The organism is Peribacillus sp. (assembly GCF_059453735.1).
The window spans coordinates 1-20021 of sequence record NZ_JAZVJO010000431.1 but is presented as its reverse complement, the minus strand read 5'-3'; the positions used below and the strand labels follow the sequence as shown (position 1 = coordinate 20021).

Annotated in this window: 17 protein-coding genes and 1 pseudogene; 17 read left to right on the top strand and 1 reads right to left on the bottom strand. The window is 40.7% G+C overall.

Going from position 1 to position 20021, the window contains the following annotated elements; genetic code table 11:
- From AC52RT_RS14220 to pyrG, 8 genes are all read left to right on the top strand, one after another.
- The coding region (locus tag AC52RT_RS14220) for an acetyl-CoA C-acyltransferase (RefSeq protein ID WP_495541346.1) at positions 1-863 on the top strand (863 nt) is incomplete at its 5' end.
- Between the two features lie 20 nt (positions 864-883).
- On the top strand, positions 884-1735 hold the full coding sequence (locus AC52RT_RS14215; protein ID WP_495541345.1) for a 3-hydroxybutyryl-CoA dehydrogenase: 852 nt from the start codon (positions 884-886) through the stop codon (positions 1733-1735).
- Positions 1736-1761: 26 nt separating this feature from the next.
- Entirely contained in the window at positions 1762-2907 is a 1146-nt protein-coding gene (locus tag AC52RT_RS14210) for an acyl-CoA dehydrogenase (RefSeq protein ID WP_495541344.1), read from the top strand.
- Between the two features lie 5 nt (positions 2908-2912).
- The gene (locus tag AC52RT_RS14205) at positions 2913-4052 is read left to right on the top strand and encodes an acyl-CoA dehydrogenase (protein WP_495541343.1); all 1140 of its coding nucleotides are present in this window, start codon (positions 2913-2915) and stop codon (positions 4050-4052) included.
- A gap of 67 nt (positions 4053-4119) precedes the next feature.
- Positions 4120-4746: a TetR/AcrR family transcriptional regulator gene (locus tag AC52RT_RS14200; protein WP_495541342.1), complete on the top strand. Its 627-nt coding sequence runs from the start codon at positions 4120-4122 to the stop codon at positions 4744-4746.
- Positions 4747-4801: 55 nt separating this feature from the next.
- Positions 4802-8068, top strand: a complete 3267-nt coding sequence (gene icmF / locus AC52RT_RS14195; protein WP_495541341.1) for a fused isobutyryl-CoA mutase/GTPase IcmF — start codon at positions 4802-4804, stop codon at positions 8066-8068.
- A gap of 444 nt (positions 8069-8512) precedes the next feature.
- On the top strand, positions 8513-9097 hold the full coding sequence (rpoE, locus tag AC52RT_RS14190) for a DNA-directed RNA polymerase subunit delta (RefSeq protein WP_495541340.1): 585 nt from the start codon (positions 8513-8515) through the stop codon (positions 9095-9097).
- A 260-nt stretch (positions 9098-9357) separates the two neighbouring features.
- Positions 9358-10959, top strand: coding sequence for a CTP synthase (gene pyrG / locus AC52RT_RS14185; RefSeq protein ID WP_495541339.1), 1602 nt, complete (start codon positions 9358-9360; stop codon positions 10957-10959).
- A gap of 44 nt (positions 10960-11003) precedes the next feature.
- Here the strand turns inward: pyrG and AC52RT_RS14180 are convergent, their stop codons facing one another.
- A complete protein-coding gene (locus AC52RT_RS14180) occupies positions 11004-11522 on the bottom strand; it encodes a DUF2529 domain-containing protein (protein ID WP_495541338.1) in 519 nt (172 codons plus the stop codon).
- Positions 11523-11745: 223 nt separating this feature from the next.
- Between AC52RT_RS14180 and AC52RT_RS14175 the strand changes: the two genes are divergently transcribed.
- From AC52RT_RS14175 to AC52RT_RS14135, 9 genes and pseudogenes are all read left to right on the top strand, one after another.
- Positions 11746-12117, top strand: coding sequence for a response regulator (locus AC52RT_RS14175; RefSeq protein WP_495541337.1), 372 nt, complete (start codon positions 11746-11748; stop codon positions 12115-12117).
- A 22-nt stretch (positions 12118-12139) separates the two neighbouring features.
- The gene (locus AC52RT_RS14170) at positions 12140-12325 is read left to right on the top strand and encodes a hypothetical protein (RefSeq protein ID WP_495541336.1); all 186 of its coding nucleotides are present in this window, start codon (positions 12140-12142) and stop codon (positions 12323-12325) included.
- A gap of 115 nt (positions 12326-12440) precedes the next feature.
- Positions 12441-13298: a class II fructose-bisphosphate aldolase gene (locus tag AC52RT_RS14165; protein ID WP_495541335.1), complete on the top strand. Its 858-nt coding sequence runs from the start codon at positions 12441-12443 to the stop codon at positions 13296-13298.
- Positions 13299-13519: 221 nt separating this feature from the next.
- A pseudogene (fsa, locus tag AC52RT_RS14160) lies at positions 13520-14170 on the top strand (fructose-6-phosphate aldolase).
- Positions 14171-14363: 193 nt separating this feature from the next.
- Complete coding sequence (gene murA / locus AC52RT_RS14155; RefSeq protein ID WP_040374744.1) at positions 14364-15647, top strand: UDP-N-acetylglucosamine 1-carboxyvinyltransferase; 1284 nt, start codon at positions 14364-14366, stop codon at positions 15645-15647.
- Between the two features lie 150 nt (positions 15648-15797).
- Positions 15798-16760: a class II fructose-bisphosphatase gene (gene glpX, locus AC52RT_RS14150; RefSeq protein ID WP_495541334.1), complete on the top strand. Its 963-nt coding sequence runs from the start codon at positions 15798-15800 to the stop codon at positions 16758-16760.
- A 335-nt stretch (positions 16761-17095) separates the two neighbouring features.
- Complete coding sequence (gene rho / locus AC52RT_RS14145; protein WP_040372805.1) at positions 17096-18373, top strand: transcription termination factor Rho; 1278 nt, start codon at positions 17096-17098, stop codon at positions 18371-18373.
- A gap of 150 nt (positions 18374-18523) precedes the next feature.
- On the top strand, positions 18524-18739 hold the full coding sequence (gene rpmE / locus AC52RT_RS14140) for a 50S ribosomal protein L31 (protein WP_340847312.1): 216 nt from the start codon (positions 18524-18526) through the stop codon (positions 18737-18739).
- Between the two features lie 211 nt (positions 18740-18950).
- Positions 18951-19568: a thymidine kinase gene (locus tag AC52RT_RS14135; protein WP_495541333.1), complete on the top strand. Its 618-nt coding sequence runs from the start codon at positions 18951-18953 to the stop codon at positions 19566-19568.
- The last annotated feature ends 453 nt before the right edge of the window (positions 19569-20021 follow it).

The window sequence follows — 20021 nt, the reverse complement described above, 5'->3', positions numbered from 1 at the left end:
TGATTGTAGCCGGCGGCATGGAGTCTATGAGCAATGCACCGTATTTCCTTCCAAAGGCTAGATGGGGACTGCGAATGGGGGACGCTCCAATGAAAGATTTGATGATTCATGATGGGCTAAGCTGCAGTTTTACGGGTGCACATATGGGGACATACGGAAACAGCACAGCAATAGAGCTGGAGTTAACTCGTGAAGAGCAAGATAACTGGGCATTTCAAAGTCATCAAAAAGCTGTAAAAGCAATAGAAGAAGGGATCCTAGCTGAAGAAATTATTCCGGTAACTGTGCCGGTTCGTAAAGGAGAGCCAGTGATCGTCGAACAAGATGAAGCTCCGCGTAAGGACACTTCTATTGAAAAGTTAGCCAAGTTAGGACCAGCCTTCAATAACGAAGGCAGCATAACCGCAGGGAACGCTCCTGGGGTAAATGATGGTGCAGGTGCAATGGTGTTAATGAGTGAGGAACGTGCGGTCAGGGAAGGAAAAACACCATTCGCATACATTGTTGGTCATGCGGAAGTGGCAACAGAAGCAAAGGATTTCCCAAAAACTCCAGGGCTGGTCATTAACGCGTTATTGAAAAAGACTGGAAAAACACTAGATGAAATTGATTTATTCGAAGTAAACGAAGCTTTTGCTGCAGTTGCTTTGGCAAGTGGGAAGATAGCGGATATAAACCTTGAAAAAGTAAATGTCAATGGCGGGGCTGTAGCACTTGGTCATCCAATTGGAGCCAGCGGTGCTCGAATTATTATTACGTTAATGCATGAATTAAAGCGACGCGGCGGGGGCTTAGGAATAGCAGCCATATGCAGCGGCGGCGGTCAGGGCGATGCAATCTTAATCGAAGTACCAAAGTCATAACTTACTAGGGGGAGAACGACATGATGATTGAAAAAGTGTTGGTAATTGGTGCTGGTCAAATGGGATCAGGTATTGCCCAAGTATGCGCGATGAGCGGATATGACGTGATTTTACATGATTTAAAGGAGGAATTTGTACAGAAAGGTATCCTGAATATCTCCAAAAACCTTAACCGCCAAGTGGAAAAAGGAAAGATATCAGACGAGGAAAGTCAGAAAATACTGTCTAGACTATCGACTTCTACGGATATACAAAATGCTGCAGGTGTGGATTTAGTCATTGAAGCAGCCATTGAAAATATGGATATAAAGTCCAAATTATTTAACGAGTTAGACGAAATTGCTCCAAAACATACAATTCTTGCTACAAATACATCATCGCTGCCCATTACAGAAATTGCAGCTGCAACCAAGCGGCCAGAGCAGGTTATCGGTATGCATTTCATGAACCCGGTGCCAGTGATGAAATTAGTCGAGGTTATTCGTGGGTTAGCTACATCTGATGAAGTATACAGAGCCATTGAGGATATGGCGAAAAAGTTATCAAAGGTACCAGTAGAGGTCAATGATTTTCCTGGCTTCGTGGCAAACAGAATCCTCATGCCTATGATAAATGAAGCCGTGTATACCTTGTATGAAGGGGTTGCAAGCAAGGAAGACATTGATAATGTGATGAAGCTAGGGATGAACCATCCCATGGGACCACTGACACTAGCTGACTTTATTGGTTTGGATACGTGTCTATATATAATGGAAACGCTTCATGAAGGTTTTGGTGACGATAAATATCGGCCATGTCCGTTATTACGTAAATATGTAAAAGCTGGATGGCTGGGTAAAAAAACAGGCCGTGGTTTTTACGAATATAACTAACAAGAATCAGGGCAGGGGGTATCACTTTGAACTTACACTTTACTGATGAACAGCAAATGATGCGTAAAATGGTCCGTGAGTTTGCACGAGAAGAAATTGCTCCTTTCGTTGAGAATATGGAGAATGGAGAGTTTCCAAGAGAACTCTTAAAAAAAATGGGTCAGCTTGGATTAATGGGCATTCCAGTACCGGAGAAATACGGCGGTGCCGAAATGGACTTCATTTCCTATATTATTGCGATTCATGAAATCTCTGTGGTTAGTCCAACCTTAGGAGTGATTCTTTCCGTACATACATCTGTCGGAACCAGCCCCATTATCTACTTTGGCAATGACGAGCAGAAACAAAAATATGTACCAAAGCTCGCAAGCGGTGAGTATTTAGGTGCATTTTGTCTGACTGAACCGAGTGCGGGTTCGGATGCTGGAAGTCTAAAATCGAAGGCTGTTAGAGATGGCGATTTTTATAGGATAAATGGGTCAAAGATATTTATTACAAACGGCGGCGAAGCAGATGTGTACATTGTGTTTGCTTCTACGAACCCGGACGAAGGCAGCAGAGGAATTTCTGCTTTTATCGTTGAAAAAAATACGCCGGGATTAATCATTGGTAAAGATGAACACAAAATGGGCTTATCTGGTTCACGCACGGTTCAGCTGACCTTTGAAAACATGATGGTGCCAAAAGAAAATCTGCTTGGAAACGAAGGGGAAGGATTTAAAATCGCCCTAGCGAATCTTGATGTAGGCAGAATCGGCATAGCGGCACAAGCACTTGGAATTGCTGAGGGGGCATTTAACCATGCCGTTTCATATGCAAAAGAGCGAGTGCAATTCGGTAAACCGATTGCCGCTCAGCAAGGGATCGGATTTAAACTGGCGGATATGGGCACAGCGGTTGAAGCATCAAGATTATTAGTCTATCAAGCAGCAGCCCTCCGCGCTCAAGGCCTTCCATGCGGAAAGCAAGCTTCCATGGCCAAACTGTTTGCTTCGAAAACGGCAGTAGAGGTAACAAGTGAAGCCATCCAAGTTTATGGCGGCTACGGGTATACCAAGGATTATCCGGTCGAGCGCTATTTTCGTGACGCAAAGGTTACGGAGATTTATGAAGGTACCAGCGAAATTCAACACATCGTTATTGCAAAACATCTAATCAGAGACGGGAGATAATCACTATGCAATTTAAATTAACAGAAGAGCACGAAATGATCAGAAAAATGGTGCGGGATTTTGCCAAGAATGAAGTGGCTCCAACTGCCGCAGAACGAGATGAAGAAGAACGTTTTGATATGGATATATTCAAAAAAATGGCTGATCTTGGTTTGACTGGGATACCTTGGCCCGAGGAATACGGCGGGATTGGCAGCGATTATTTAGCCTATTGTATTGCGATTGAAGAATTGTCCAAGGTCTGTGCATCAACGGGGGTTACGTTATCTGCACATACTTCACTTGCTGGATGGCCTATTTATAAATTTGGATCAGAGGAACAAAAGCAAAAATATCTCCGACCAATGGCACAGGGTGAAACAATTGGTGCATATGGCTTGACTGAGCCGGGATCTGGTTCAGATTCGGGAGCTATGAGAACAACGGCTGTTGCAGATGGTGATGATTATATTTTAAATGGAACGAAAATATTTATTACAAATGGCGGGATAGCTGATACATATGTTGTTTTTGCTTTGACGGATCCAGCATCAAGACAAAAAGGAACATCGGCCTTTATTGTAGAGAAGGATTTTGCAGGATTTAGTGTAGGGAAAAAAGAGAAAAAGCTAGGGATTCGTTCGTCACCTACAACGGAATTAATTTTTGAAAATTGCCGCGTACCAAAGGAAAATTTATTAGGGAAAGAGGGCGAAGGATTTAAAATCGCCATGATGACACTAGACGGCGGGCGTAATGGAATCGCTGCCCAAGCAGTCGGTATTGCTCAAGGCGCATTAGATGCAGCGGTTGACTATGCCAAGGAACGGGAACAATTTGGAAAACCAATTGCGGCTCAGCAGGGAATCGGTTTTAAATTAGCTGAAATGGCAACGAGTGTAGAAGCTGCTAGACTTCTAACCTATCAAGCTGCATGGCTTGAATCAGAGGGTCTTCCATATGGAAAAGAATCTGCGATGTCAAAATTATTTGCTGGAGATACAGCCATGAAGGTGACCACGGAAGCTGTTCAGGTTTTTGGCGGCTATGGGTACACAAAGGACTATCCTGTTGAACGGTATATGCGCGATGCAAAAATTACGCAGATCTACGAAGGAACTCAAGAAATTCAGAAGCTGGTCATTTCAAGAATGCTGACGAAATAACCTAGTAAGATGACCTGTTTCCGGCAGTGTATACCGGAAACAGGCTCATGCAAAAAGGCGGTAGAGTATGGAGAAAAGAGAAGTTCACGCATCCGTAAAGGATGAACAGCTTGTCTCAATGAGGCGGACGCAAATGATTAAAGGAGCGGTCACGCTGTTTAAGGATAAAGGCTTCCACCGGACGACAACTAGGGAGATTGCTAAAGCAGCAGGCTTCAGTATTGGAACACTCTATGAATACATCAGAACAAAAGAAGATGTTTTATATTTAGTTTGCGATTTTATTTATGATGAAGTAAAAGAACGGCTTCAGAAAGAGGTTCATCAAAATCGAGGAACCATTGAAAACTTACGGCTGACGATTGCCTATTTTTTTCAAGTGATGGACGATATGCAGGATGAGGTACTTGTTATGTATCAAGAAGCGAAGTCCCTCTCAAAAGATGCCTTGCCCTATGTACTAAATAAAGAAATAGAGATGGTTAAGATGTTTGAAGTAGTTATCTCACATTGTGTAGAAAACGGAGAGCTGCGTCTTTCAGAGAAAGAAATCAGCCTTGTTGCTCATAATATTTTTGTTCAGGGTCAAATGTGGGGGTTCCGAAGGTGGGCACTGCAGAAGGCATATACACTTGAAGAATATATTGACATTCAAACGGAACTTTTAATTGGGGGATTGTACGTTCATAAATAGATGACTTGTCTAAATAGATTTCAAATCGCATTTGCGAGGGATAAGGAGGAGTAGAATGAGTACAGTTGAGGTATATAAGCCGAAACATCATCTTCGCTTTGTAACAGCTTCAAGTTTGTTTGATGGACATGATGCTTCAATTAATATTATGCGGCGCATTATGCAATCAAGTGGTGTAGAGGTCATTCATCTCGGTCATAATCGCTCAGTAGAGGAAGTCGTCAATGCGGCCATTCAGGAAGATGTACAAGGAATTGCTATGTCCTCCTATCAAGGCGGTCATGTAGAGTATTTTAAATATATGTATGATTTGTTAAAGGAAAAAGGAGCCCCGCATATCCGAATCTATGCAGGCGGCGGCGGAGTCATTGTCCCACGCGAAATAAAGGAGCTTCATGACTACGGCATTGCTAGAATTTTCTCGCCGGAAGACGGAAGAGAAAATGGTCTGCAGGGGATGATTAACCTCATGCTTGAGGAAAGTGATTATTCGACGGAATGTTCGTCCCTTCAGAATCATATAGATGAACTAAGAGCAGGAAATATGAAAACAATTGCTCAGTATATTACGTTTGCTGAAAACCGGCTCGAGCTCTCTGATGAGGCAGCGACAGCAGCGGAAGATCTTCTTGATCAAATCAAGACGTCCAATCAGCAGGTACCGGTCGTTGGAATAACCGGTACGGGTGGGGCAGGGAAAAGCTCATTAACAGATGAATTAATTAGACGGTTTATTCATGAGATTCCAGAAAAAAAAGTAGCCGTACTTTCCGTAGATCCTACTAAGCAAAAAACAGGCGGGGCACTGCTCGGAGATCGAATTCGGATGAACGCCATTTTTTCAAACCGGGTCTATATGCGAAGCTTGGCAACCCGCCATTCAAAAACCGAACTGTCTCTGGCAATTAGAGATGCTATTTCGGTAGTCAAAGCAGCTGGATATGATTTAGTCATCGTGGAAACGAGCGGAATTGGTCAAGGTGATGCTGAAATTGCAGAAATATGTGATGTCTCACTGTATGTGATGACTAGTGAATTTGGTGCGCCTTCACAGCTTGAGAAAATTGATATGATCGATTATGCCGATTTAATTGTGATAAATAAGTACGAAAGAAAGGGCTCAGAAGATGCAAAGAATCAAGTTCAGAAACAGTTCCAGCGCAGCCGCATGCTTTTCGAAGAAGATCAGTCCAATATGCCGGTTTACGGAACCATCGCTTCTCAATTCAATGACCCAGGAACCAATGCCCTTTTTGCAGCATTAATCGAGAAAGTGAATGAAAAATTGGGAACTGATTGGGACTCTGCCTTTTCAAAAGACGTCGATGTTAAAAAGCAAAACATTATTATTCCGAATGATCGCCGCTATTACCTTAGGGAAATTTCAGACACGGTCAGACAATACCATAAAAAAGCTGAAGAACAAGTTTTTATTGCACGCAGAGTCTTTCAACTAGAGGGAGCAATAGAGGCCGTCAAAGTGAATGTACCGGATGATGCAGTTCTTGCCGCGCTAGAAACCTTGAAGCAAGAAACGGAGGAAAAGCTCACTCAAGAATCAAAGCAGATTCTACTTGGTTGGACACAGTTTAAAGAACGGTATGCGGGGAAAGAATTCGTGACGAATATCCGCGGGAAAGAGCTTGTAACAGAATTAACTACCAAAAGTCTTTCTGGGTTGTCTATTCCCAAGGTGGCTTTGCCGAGGTTTGAAGACTACGGTGAAATCTTAAGCTGGGTATATCGTGAAAATGTTCCTGGTGCTTTTCCGTTTACAGCTGGTGTCTTTCCTTTCAAGCGTGAAGGAGAAGATCCATTACGGCAATTTGCTGGAGAAGGTTCCCCGAGCCGCACAAACCGACGCTTCCATTACCTGTCGAAGAACGATCATGCCAAGCGGCTTAGCACAGCTTTTGATTCTGTGACATTATATGGGGAGGATCCGGATTACCGTCCCGATATTTACGGTAAAGTCGGTGAAAGCGGTGTGAGTATTTGTACGCTTGATGATATGAAGAAGCTTTATGAAGGCTTCAACCTTTGTCAACCATCTACCTCGGTTTCGATGACCATTAACGGGCCGGCACCCATTATTCTTGCTATGTTTATGAATACAGCTATTGATCAACAAGTTAGTCTTGCTGAAACTGAAAAGGGAAGAATTTTGACACCAGAAGAATATGCTGAGGTCAGAAGTTATACACTCGAACATGTTAGAGGAACAGTCCAAGCAGACATCCTAAAGGAAGACCAAGGTCAAAACACCTGTATCTTTTCAACTGAATTTGCTTTAAAAATGATGGGAGATATACAGGCCTATTTCATTGATAATCGTGTTCGTAATTACTATTCAGTCTCCATATCCGGCTATCATATTGCTGAAGCAGGTGCGAATCCCATCTCACAGCTGGCATTTACGCTTGCGAACGGATTCACATATGTTGAGTATTACTTAAGCCGTGGAATGAATATTGATGATTTTGCACCGAATCTATCCTTCTTCTTCTCGAATGGGCTTGACCCAGGATATAGTGTGATTGGCCGAGTGGCTAGGCGTATTTGGTCTACAGTCATGAGAAATAAATATGGGGCAAATGAAAGAAGCCAGAAGTTGAAATATCATATCCAAACCTCTGGACGTTCACTGCACGCTCAAGAAATTGACTTTAATGATATCCGGACGACATTACAAGCGCTGCTAGCCCTTCAGGATAATTGTAATTCACTTCATACGAATGCCTATGATGAAGCAATCACCACACCAACTGAAGAGTCTGTTAGACGTGCGATGGCCATTCAAATGATTATTACTAAAGAATATGGTTTGTCTAAAAATGAAAATCCCACTCAAGGGTCATTTATTATTGAAGAATTGACTGATTTGGTAGAAGAAATGGTACTTCAGGAATTCGACCGCTTAGATGATCGCGGCGGTGTGCTTGGTGCGATGGAAACGCAATATCAGCGAGGAAAGATTCAAGATGAATCTATGTACTATGAAATGAAAAAGCATACCGGTGAACTACCGATTGTTGGTGTGAATACGTATCTGAATCCAAATCCGCCTTCAAGTGAAGCGATGGATCAAATGGAACTTGCTCGAGCGACTAAAGAAGAAAAAGAGGAACAGATTCGAAATTTACGAGAATTCCAGAAAAAAAATGAACATCAGGTGGATGAAGCCCTGCAAAGATTAAAAATGGCTGCGAAAAACGGAGATAATATCTTTGTTGAATTAATGGAATGTGTCAAAAGAGCAAGTCTTGGTCAAATTACTCATGCTTTATACGAAGTCGGCGGTCAATATCGCAGGAATATGTAAGAAAAAGGTCCATTTTGGACCTTTTTTTCGCATAAAAGCTATTTTGCCTTATAATAGTGGATAAAAGAGGCAATACTGATGGCGCCTGCCTCATTTGAAATGTTTGGAGATGGAAACATGAATCTTTTAAAGAAAGCAGGAATTGTGGCAGGTTGTGTATTCTTTCTGTATCTTATAGTTAAACTCTATGAGTATTCGCTGGGGTCTATTGGATTTTTTCTATTAGCCATTATTTTTTTTATAGTTGCTTATCGTTTGAATAAATAATGTGAGAATCTGATACTAGACTTACATAAAAAAGGAAGAATGCCAAAGATAGAGGTAGCATAAACCCAATTTTATTGTTTATAATGGATAGTATGTTTAATAAGGAGTTTCTTTAGAGCAATAGACCCTGATATATTTACGTAAGGAACACAAGTTGTGTTTGAATAGAGAAAGGAAGTGCGGGGATTGAGTTTAAAACAATTACCAAAAGAGCAATTGGCAGAAATGTCGTTAATAGAAATTGCTTACGAACTATTAGTAGAGAAAAATGAGCCCTATTTATTTAAAGACCTGACAGCAGAAATTGGCGTTTTAGCTGGACATTCAAAACAGGAAGTTAAGAGAAGAATTGCGCAGTTCTACACAGATTTAAATGTAGATGGCCGCTTTACTTCACTAGGCGAAAACCGTTGGGGTCTAAAAGTTTGGTACCCAATTGATCAAATTGCAGAAGAAGTCGTTCATGCAGTTAAGCCTAAAAAGAAAAAGGCGAAAAAAGCAGCAGTTGTGGTTGATGCCTTTGATGAGGTTGATGAAGAGGAAGATGAAGACTTTATTGAATCAGATGACATTGATGATTTAGATGATGACGATGATGAAGTAGAGGTAGATCTGCTTGTTGATGAAGATCTAGTGGATGACGACGACGATGACGATGACGAAGAGTTAGATATCGATGAAAAAATTATCGATGAAGATTTCGTCTTAGATGATGATGAAGATGAAGAAGAATTAGATGAAGAGGATACTGAGAAAGAATAATATCCCTCTTGACTTTTTTCCGAGGAATTTGTAGAATCATTTTTGGGCTCCTTAAAAAAGGACACAGTTAAAAATATACCGCTCCCTTACTTTTGTAGGTGGAGCGTTTTTGTTTTTTTATAGAAAAACAAAAAATAAAAACGCTGTTAAATGGTGCATTGATGAATGATTCATTCAAATAATCATCATTTTTTTATTTTTATTGGAAAAACTAGGAACGTTGAGCAAAAAGAAAAATGACAGTAGGGGGACACCAGCAAATGACTAAATATATATTTGTAACAGGCGGCGTTGTATCTTCTTTAGGAAAAGGAATTACAGCTGCTTCACTAGGAAGATTACTTAAAAATAGAGGGTTAAGTGTTTACGTTCAAAAGTTTGATCCGTATATTAACCTTGACCCAGGAACTATGAGTCCATATCAGCATGGTGAAGTGTTCGTAACGGATGACGGTGCAGAAACGGATCTCGATTTAGGGCATTATGAGCGTTTCATTGATATCAACTTAAGAAAATACAGCAATGTAACAACAGGTAAAGTTTACTCAACTGTTTTAAGAAAAGAACGTAGAGGCGACTATCAAGGCGGAACGGTTCAAGTCATTCCACATATTACGAATGAAATTAAAGAACGAATTCTACGAGCTGGTCACGAAACGAATGCAGACGTGGTTATCACAGAAATCGGCGGTACGGTTGGTGATATTGAATCCCTGCCATTCTTAGAAGCAATTCGTCAAATTAAAGGTGATCTTGGCCGTGACAATGTTATGTATATTCATTGTACACTTGTTCCATATATCAAAGCTGCGGGTGAGTTAAAAACAAAACCAACTCAGCACAGTGTGAAAGAATTACGGAGTCTTGGTATTCAGCCAAACATTATTGTGGCTCGTACAGAAATTCCAATTTCTCAAGATATGAAGGATAAAATTGCGTTATTCTGCGATATTGACGCAGAGTCCGTTATCGAATGTGAAGATGCTGATACCCTTTACTCCATTCCTCTTGCACTTCAAGCTCAACATATGGACCAAATCGTTTGCGATCATTTAAAGCTAACTTGCGGTGAAGCGGATATGGAAGACTGGAAGAAGCTTGTTGAAAAAGTAACAAATCTTAAAAAAGTAGTGAAAATTGGTCTTGTTGGGAAGTATGTAGAACTTCAAGATGCTTATATTTCCGTTGTAGAAGCATTAAAACATGCTGGATACACATTCGATGCAGATATTGATATTAAGTGGATCAACTCTGAAGAAGTGAATAAAGGAAATGTTGCTGAATGGTTGAGCGATGTTGACGGAATTCTAGTACCAGGAGGATTCGGTGACCGTGGAATTGAAGGGAAAATTTCTGCGATTGAGTATGCTCGTGTGAATCAAAAACCTTTCTTTGGTATTTGTTTGGGTATGCAGCTTGCTTCTGTTGAGTATGCACGTAACGTCTTAGGACTAGATAAAGCTCATACAGCGGAAATCGATATGGAAACGCCAGATCCAATCATCGATCTTCTGCCAGAACAAAAAGATGTAGAAGACTTAGGCGGTACGCTTCGTCTTGGCTTGTACCCATGTAAATTGGAAGAAGGATCGAAAGCCTATGAAGCATATGCGGATGAAGTGGTTTATGAACGTCATCGTCACCGCTATGAATTTAATAATCATTACCGTCAAATGATGGAAGAAGAAGGGTTTGTCTTCTCTGGAACGAGCCCAGATGGTCGTTTAGTTGAAATTGTTGAGCTGAAGGATCATCCTTGGTTCGTAGCTTGTCAATTCCACCCAGAGTTCATCTCACGCCCGAATCGTCCACAGCCGCTTTTCCGTGACTTCGTGGAAATGTCATTAAAAATGAAGAAATAAACGATAGAAAAAAACAGCCTGACCATTTGGTTCAGGCTGTTTTTTTAAAATTCTTGAAGAATTTCTTCCAGGGTAAACTTAATTCCATAATAAGCAAATAAGGCAGTCATTAAATTGGGTATTCCCACGCGATTTCCGGATTCGTCAGGAATTAATCCTTTTTTCAAGTTTAGGTCAATATGTACATCCGCTAGTTCTACTAGTGTTGGTTCATCGGATGGAACAACCGTTGAAATAGCTGCAAAAGGAATATTCAGTTCTTGTAACTTTACAGCTAATTCGATTGCTTCTGTATCTGCCGATGTTCTAGTAAACAATAAAACCCGATCTTCTTGAGAGTAAGGCATGTTTTTATAATCGAACGGAAATCCAGGAAAGGGTTCAGCACCTTCAAATGCCTCTGAGAGGATGCCGTTCATTTCACCAAAGCCTTTGATGTAGATACTTCCATCACCTACTGAGGCTTGTGCCAGCAGCCGTGCGCTATCTTCAAAGCCAAAGGCCTCTTTATCAACTAATCTTTTGAATATACCGCTCATCTGTGTAGAAAATATTTTCAACATGACTCATACTCCTTTTTCAATCATTATAAAATAAAGCCATTTTTATAGCCACTGTATAGATAATTACTAATTTAAATCTCATTTTTGCAGGGATTTTGAACCATTTTAGCGAATTTAGTAAATATGGTCTGTTTATTGTAAAACCTTATTAATGATGCATCAGAAGAACCTGTTCAATATAGGAAATATAGGATAAATCCAAAGGATAAAAAGAGGTGTAGGGATGTCAGGAAAAATATTAATTGTTGATGATCAATTTGGGATAAGAATCTTGCTAAATGAAGTGTTCAATAAGGAAGGCTATCAAACCTTTCAGGCAGCAAATGGGGTTCAAGCTTTAGAAATACTAACGAACCATTCGCCCGATTTAGTATTACTAGATATGAAAATTCCCGGAATGGATGGAAATGAAATTTTAAAACGAATGAAGCAGATTGATCCGGATATCAAAGTAATCATTATGACTGCCTATGGTGAATTGGACATGATTCAGCAGGCAAAAGATCTGGGAGCAATTACCCATTTTGCCAAACCATTTGATATTGATGATATTCGTTCAGCTGTAAGGGAGTATGTTCCTGTTCAATCTAGTTAATGGGCTATACTTCTTCTGTAACGTGGAAGACACAAATGGCAGCCGTCTTTTTTTCGGGGAAATCATGAAAAAATCAGCAAATTTACTTGTTTTTCCTGTTTTATCGTCTATTTTCAAAGGTGAATGCGTTCAATTTGGAAAGCGCTTTAAATATCTTAATAAAACAATTGGCTTTTTAAGTAGTGTATTAGTTGCTGTTTTAGGCTGATATTGATATGCTGAAATGGTAATAAGACACCCATGTGGTGCATGTTTGCACGGACAATGGGTATATTATTTAGAGATAATCGTTGAAAGTAGTTTCGTAAAAGGAGGAAACAGAAATGCCTTTAGTATCAATGAAAGATATGTTAAATAAAGCGCTTGATGAAAAGTATGCAGTAGGTCAATTTAACATTAATAACCTAGAGTGGACACAAGCTATTCTTGGAGCAGCAGAACAAGAAAAATCTCCAGTAATCCTTGGTGTATCCGAAGGTGCAGCTCGTCACATGGGCGGATTCAAAACAGTTGTTATGATGGTTAAAGGTCTTCTTGAAGATATGAAAATCACTGTTCCTGTTGCGATTCATTTAGACCATGGTTCAAGCTATGATAAATGTATCGAAGCAATCGAAGCTGGATTTACTTCAGTTATGATTGATGCTTCCCATCACTCTATTGAAGAAAACATTGAAACAACTAAAAAAGTTGTTGACTATGCTCACACTAAAGACGTTTCTGTTGAAGCTGAAGTAGGAACTGTAGGCGGACAAGAAGATGATATTATTGCGGATGGTGTAGTATACGCTGACCCTAAAGAATGTGAATTACTAGTAAAAGAAACAGGCGTTGACTGTTTCGCTCCTGCTCTAGGATCTGTTCACGGACCTTACAAAGGTGAACCGAATCTTGGATACAAAGAAATGGAAGAAGTTCGTGATTTAACAAACATTCCATTAGTACTTCACGGTGGTACTGGAATTCCAACAGCGGATATTCAAAAAGCTATTTCTTTAGGAACTTCAAAAATCAACGTAAATACAGAATGTCAACTTACCTTTACAGCAGCAGTTCGTGAAGTTCTTAAGAATGATTCTGAAGTATATGATCCACGTAAATTCATTGGACCAGGACGTGACGCTATTAAAGCGACAGTTGTTGGGAAAATGAAAGAATTTGGTTCAACTGGTAAAGCTTAATTAGACCAAGAATGTAATAGAAAGAGACCTCTCCTCTACTGAACGATCGCACGAGTAATACGCGCGTTCAATAGAGAAAGGGGTCTCTTTCTTTTTTTATTTAGGTGACAAAGAAAACTTAAATTTTCCCATTAATTCCTGAAAGAATTGGAATTTTCATACCTTTTCCTATAAACTTAAGAAGATAACAGGCATAATTACTAGAAATTGGAGGGTATATCATGAAGTTTTTTATTGATACTGCAAATATTGAAGAAATTCGTGAGGCACATGCACTTGGAATTCTTTCTGGAGTAACGACTAACCCATCTCTAGTTGCACGAGAGAAAGGTGTTTCTTTCCACGAACGTTTGCAAGAAATCACGAGCCTGGTTAAAGATTCAGTCAGCGCAGAAGTGATTGCTCTTGATTTTGAAGGAATGATGGCAGAGGCAAAAGAACTCACTGCTATTGCACCGAATATCACCATAAAATTACCCATGACGCCTGATGGTTTAAAAGCGGTTGCAGCACTCTCGAAAGATGGTGTAAAAACGAACGTTACACTGATTTTTAGTGCTAATCAAGCATTGTTGGCTGCACGTGCAGGAGCAACCTATGTATCGCCATTCCTAGGGAGATTAGATGATATAGGCCAAAATGGACTTGATCTTGTATCGGATATTGCCGATATTTTTGCTATTCACGATATACCAACTGAGATCATTGCAGCATCTATCCGTCATCCAATGCACATCACACAGGCTCCATTGTAGGGTGCTCACATCGCAACTATTCCGTATAAAGTTATTATGTCGTTGTTCCATCATCCTTTGACTGAAAAAGGCATAGAAGCTTTTATAAAAGATTGGAATTCTCGTCCAGAAGCGTAAGCCTTTTCAGCTAAGTCTGATGTGGTTAATGTAATCGATGAATTACTAAAGAATAATTTCTCTTTTATTACATTAATTTCCGATTTTAGGTGTAAACTATAAAAATAAAACAAAAAAATGTCGATAAAGTCTTATTTTTATAAAACTAATCGATGGTAACTTCTTCAGTGCTTAGTGTAGAAGGGAGCATAATATGGAAAAACTTAAAGTTGCCGGGGGCTATCCTTTAAAAGGCAGCATTCGTGTCAGCGGTGCTAAGAACAGTGCAGTTGCACTAATCCCAGCTACTATTTTGGCAGGTTCAACCGTAACAATAGAAGGGCTTCCGGATATTTCGGATGTCCAAATGTTAAAATCTTTATTAGAAGAGATCGGCGGAAAAGTTGATTTTTCTGATGGAGAAATGACCGTTGATCCAAGTCAAATGATCTCAATGCCGCTGCCAAATGGACGAGTCAAAAAGCTCAGGGCATCCTATTACTTAATGGGTGCTATGCTTGGGAAATTCAAGAAAGCGGTAATTGGCCTTCCAGGCGGTTGTCATTTGGGTCCGCGTCCAATTGATCAGCATATTAAAGGCTTTGAAGCGCTTGGTGCACAAGTAACCAATGAGCAGGGTGCAATTTATTTAAGGGCAAACGAACTTAGAGGTGCACGTATTTACTTAGATGTGGTAAGTGTAGGAGCGACAATTAATATCATGCTTGCGGCTGTTCTGGCTAAAGGAAAAACGATCATAGAAAACGCGGCGAAAGAACCCGAAATTATTGACGTGGCGACACTTTTAAATAATATGGGTGCAAAGATAAAGGGTGCAGGGACGGATATTATCCGGATAGAAGGCGTCGAAAATCTGAGCGGCTGCCGTCATACGATTATTCCTGATCGAATTGAGGCTGGAACCTTTATGATTCTAGCAGCAGCTGTGGGAGACGGAATTATTATTGATAATGTTATTCCGCAGCATGTTGAATCAGTCACATCGAAACTTAGAGAAATGGGCGTATCGGTAGAAGCCGGTGATGATCAGATATTTGTCGCGCCAAGTCCTTACTATAAGTCAGTAGATATCAAGACACTTGTTTATCCCGGGTTTCCCACTGATTTACAACAGCCTTTTACGTCGCTGCTCACAAAAGCAACGGGATCAAGTGTGGTTACAGATACCATTTATGGGGCGCGTTTTAAGCATATCGATGAATTAATTCGTATGAACGCTTCAATCAAGGTTGGAGGCAGTTCAGCGATTATTCATGGACCGGTCCAAATGCAAGGGGCTAAAGTAAAGGCAAGTGACCTGCGTGCAGGTGCTTCACTTGTGATTGCAGGATTAATGGCTGAAGGAATTACTGAGATCACTGGACTTGAACACATTGACCGCGGTTATAGTCATTTGGTTGAAAAGCTTTCAGGTCTCGGTGCTACCATTTGGCGTGAAGAAATGACGCCCGAAGAGGTTGAACAATTGAAAAATTAATGTCTACTTAATCGTCTATTTTTGCCATATATGTCACTATAAATGCTAAATGTGTTATACTATTTATATTATTAATAGCATAAATAGAAAAATTAGTGATATAGGCAAAAATGAGCCTTATATGGTCAGCCAATGAGGGGGAAGCGGTTAATGGAAAGAAGTTTATCAATGGAGCTGGTTCGGGTTACAGAAGGTGCAGCGTTAGCTTCAGCACGATGGATGGGCAGAGGATTAAAAATGGAAGCAGATGATGCGGCTACTTCTGCAATGCGTGATGTTTTTGATACAGTTCCGATGAAAGGGACTGTAGTCATAGGTGAAGGGGAAATGGACGAAGCCCCTATGCTGTATATTGGAGAAAAGCTTGGGACAGGCTATGGTCCCCGCGTCGATGTTGCGGTAGATCCTTTAGAAGGTACGAATATTGTGGCATCAGGAGGATGGAACGCACTGGCTGTATTAGCTGTCGCTGATCATGGGAATCTTCTGCATGCACCTGATATGTATATGGATAAGATTGCAGTAGGGCCAGAAGCGGTTGGTCAAGTAGATATTAATGCATCGGTATTAGATAATCTGAAAGCAGTAGCTAAGGCTAAGAACAAGGATATCGAAGATGTAGTGGCCACCATTCTGTACCGGGATCGCCATAGCAAAATCATTCAGGAACTGCGTGAAGCAGGTGCCCGAATTAAACTAATCAATGATGGTGATGTTGCCGGGGCAATCAATACGGCCTTTGACCAAACAGGTGTAGATATTCTCTTTGGATCAGGTGGCGCTCCTGAGGGAGTGATTGCTGCTGTAGCATTAAAATGTTTAGGCGGGGAGATTCAAGGAAAACTGCTTCCCCAAAATGAAGCTGAAGCAGAGCGCTGCTTAAAAATGGGGCTTGATGTAACCAGTATCTTGCGTATGGAAGATCTTGTCCGCGGGGATGATGCGATCTTTGCTGCAACGGGTGTAACAGATGGAGAGTTATTACGCGGTGTTCAATTCAAGGGCAACTATGGTGAAACGCAATCCGTTGTTATGCGCGCTAAATCAGGCACGGTCCGCTTTATTGACGGTAGACACAGCTTAAAAATGAAACCTAACTTAGTCATGCGGTAATCGACCACTCCTCATAAAAGAATAGAAAAACAAAAGGTAAAGCGAGCGGTTTATTGCTCGCTTTCGCTTTGTTTGAAAAATAAAGTTGATTAATTAAGCTAAAAAAAGTAAAATAGGGTTTGTTTTAATTAATTAATTTTTTCAGTCAACCTGCAACCTACTCCAGCTTTTCTCAAGCCTTCAAAAACTATCTTCATAATAAAGCATGTAATCATCCCATAAGAAAAAGAAACCTAAAAGCCGATTTGAATGAATGATGGGTTTTCTTTCTATCGATCGACTATTTTCCTATCTGTATGGATGAAAACGCTAAATAATTAAAGTGTGGTGTCATAATGAGTTTAACAATTTCCAATTTAGAAAACATGAAGCTGAAAGAACTTTACGAACATGCTCGTGAATATAAGGTGTCGTATTACAGTAAGCTTTCGAAAAAAGAACTTATTTTTGCAATCTTAAAAGCTCAGGCAGAACTTGACGGCCTGCTATTCATGGAAGGTGTTCTTGAAATCATCCCTTCAGAAGGATTTGGTTTCCTGCGCCCGATTAATTACTCACCGAGCTCTGAGGATATCTATATTTCTGCATCGCAGATTCGTCGATTTGACCTGCGTAACGGGGATAAGGTTTCCGGGAAAGTAAGACCGCCTAAGGAAAATGAACGTTATTATGGCTTGCTTCATGTGGAAGCGGTTAATGGCGACAACCCTGAGTCTGCGAAGGAACGTGTGCATTTCCCTGGTTTAACGCCATTATATCCAGATAGACAAATCCGCTTAGAAACGGAACCAAAGAACATTTCAACGAGAATTATGGATGTGCTTGCTCCTGTAGGGTTCGGACAACGTGGATTAATTGTTGCTCCGCCAAAAGCTGGGAAAACCATGCTGATTAAGGAAATTGCTCACTCGATCACGACAAACCATCCAGAAGCAGAATTAATTGTTCTCTTAATTGATGAGCGCCCGGAAGAAGTGACAGATATTGAGCGTTCCGTTCGAGGAGATGTCGTAAGTTCTACCTTTGATGAAGTACCAGAAAATCATATCAAAGTGGCTGAACTCGTTCTTGAACGTGCAATGCGGCTTGTTGAGCATAAACGCGATGTAATTATCTTAATGGATAGTATTACACGTTTAGCTCGTGCCTATAACTTAGTCATTCCTCCAAGCGGCAGAACGCTTTCAGGCGGGATTGACCCAGCGGCCTTCCACCGGCCGAAACGGTTCTTTGGTGCGGCAAGGAATATCGAAGAAGGCGGCAGCTTAACGATTCTTGCGACGGCCCTTATTGAAACAGGTTCACGTATGGATGATGTTATTTATGAAGAATTTAAGGGTACGGGAAACATGGAGCTGCATCTTGATCGTGCACTTGCTGAACGCCGAATATTCCCAGCTATCGATATTAGACGCTCAGGAACAAGGAAAGAAGAGCTGTTGATTCCAAAAGATCGCCTGGATAAACTTTGGGCCATTCGTAAGACAATGTCTGATTCACCGGATTTCTCAGAGAAATTCATGCGCCGTATTAAACAAACAAAAGACAATGATGACTTCTTCGCACAGTTAGAAGAGGAAAGAAAAAAAGCAGCATCTGCAAAGCGCTCTTAGTAATATGTAACAAGTTGTTGCAAGTTGAGAGATTTGTTGCTATAATAAAAGCATGTGTTTTTTACAAAATATGTGAGGGGTACTACTTGCCTCACCTGAAAGTATATAACTCTGTTTCGAATGATTCAGGGCATAAGGAGATGAAAAAGAATGAAAACTGGAATTCATCCAAATTACAAAACAGCAATGGTGAAATGTTCATGTGGTAATACATTTGAAACAACTTCAACTAAAGAAGAAATTAGAATTGAAACTTGTTCAGAATGTCACCCATTCTACACTGGACGTCAAAAATTCGCTGAAGCTGGCGGACGTATTGACCGTTTCAATAAAAAATACGGCCTTAAGCAAGAACTTAAGAACTAACGTTGACCATCTGAAACAGGCAAGCATTTTTCCTTGCCTGTTTTTTCTTTGCACTTTATAGGCGTTTTGTCAGTGATTTTCACTAAATTTAATCATTTTCAAGGAAGCCCGCGCGTTTTTTTCGTTGGGGCATACTTAATTATATATATTGGATTTGAACAAAGGGTACCGGAATAAAAAAGAGATAAGTGGAAGGGAGTGGCTGTTTCATATGTACATAATGAAACAATCAGGCTGGATCGAGCTTATTTGCGGAAGCATGTTTTCCGGTAAATCGGAGGAACTAATTAAAAGAGTCAGCCGTGGACAATTTGCGAAGCAGAAGATTGCTGTGTTTAAACCAGCCATCGATAACCGCTATGCCGAAGAAGCGGTAGTCTCACATAACGGGACTTCTACGATTGCAAGACCGATCGCACAGTCTACTGATATTTTTAAACACCTGGAAGATGATTTGGATATTATTGCAATCGATGAAGTTCAATTTTTTGATGAAGAAATTATCGATGTTGCACAGCATCTAGCTGACACCGGATATCGAGTGATTCTTGCCGGACTTGATCAGGACTTCCGTGGAGAACCTTTTGGACCTGTACCTCTTTTAATGTCCTTAGCTGAATCAGTTACGAAACTTCAAGCAGTCTGTGCGGTTTGTGGCTCAGCCTCCAGCAGGACACAGCGGTTGATTAATGGTGCTCCAGCATCCTACGATGATCCCGTGATACTGGTCGGTGCATCAGAGGCTTACGAGCCTCGCTGCCGCCATCATCATGAAGTTCCAGGAAAAAAACAACCTGCACTTGTGGAAAATAAGAAAATCGTCAAATAAAGAAAGTTCGGAGACAATCGTCTTCGGGCTTTTTTTGTATTTTAAACATATTTCATGGATGTTTTCCTGCTTATCGAGGAAAATCATGGCTTTTTAATAGGCTTACTGTTATTTTAGAGTTCTTTATTGACATAGTATCCGCTTTTTAAATCACTTTTGTCCTCTTGAATTTGTTCTAGGATAGCCCTTTCAATCGCAAGGTTTTAACCAAATTAACTTTAGAAATACGGTTGATGGGAGTGTTGGCGTGAAGACTCCTGCGGGAACAGCGGGACAGGTGAGACCCCGAAGGAGCGTGAGCATTGATGCGGCTCACCGCCCGCCCGCGGAAAGCGAAGCGCCTGGAATGAAAATCAACATCTCAATTTTAAATCTCACCCGAGCTTGTCTACAGTCTGAACCTGTCAAAATTGACAGGTTTTTGTTTCTATTTACATAGACTGTTTCTCAACT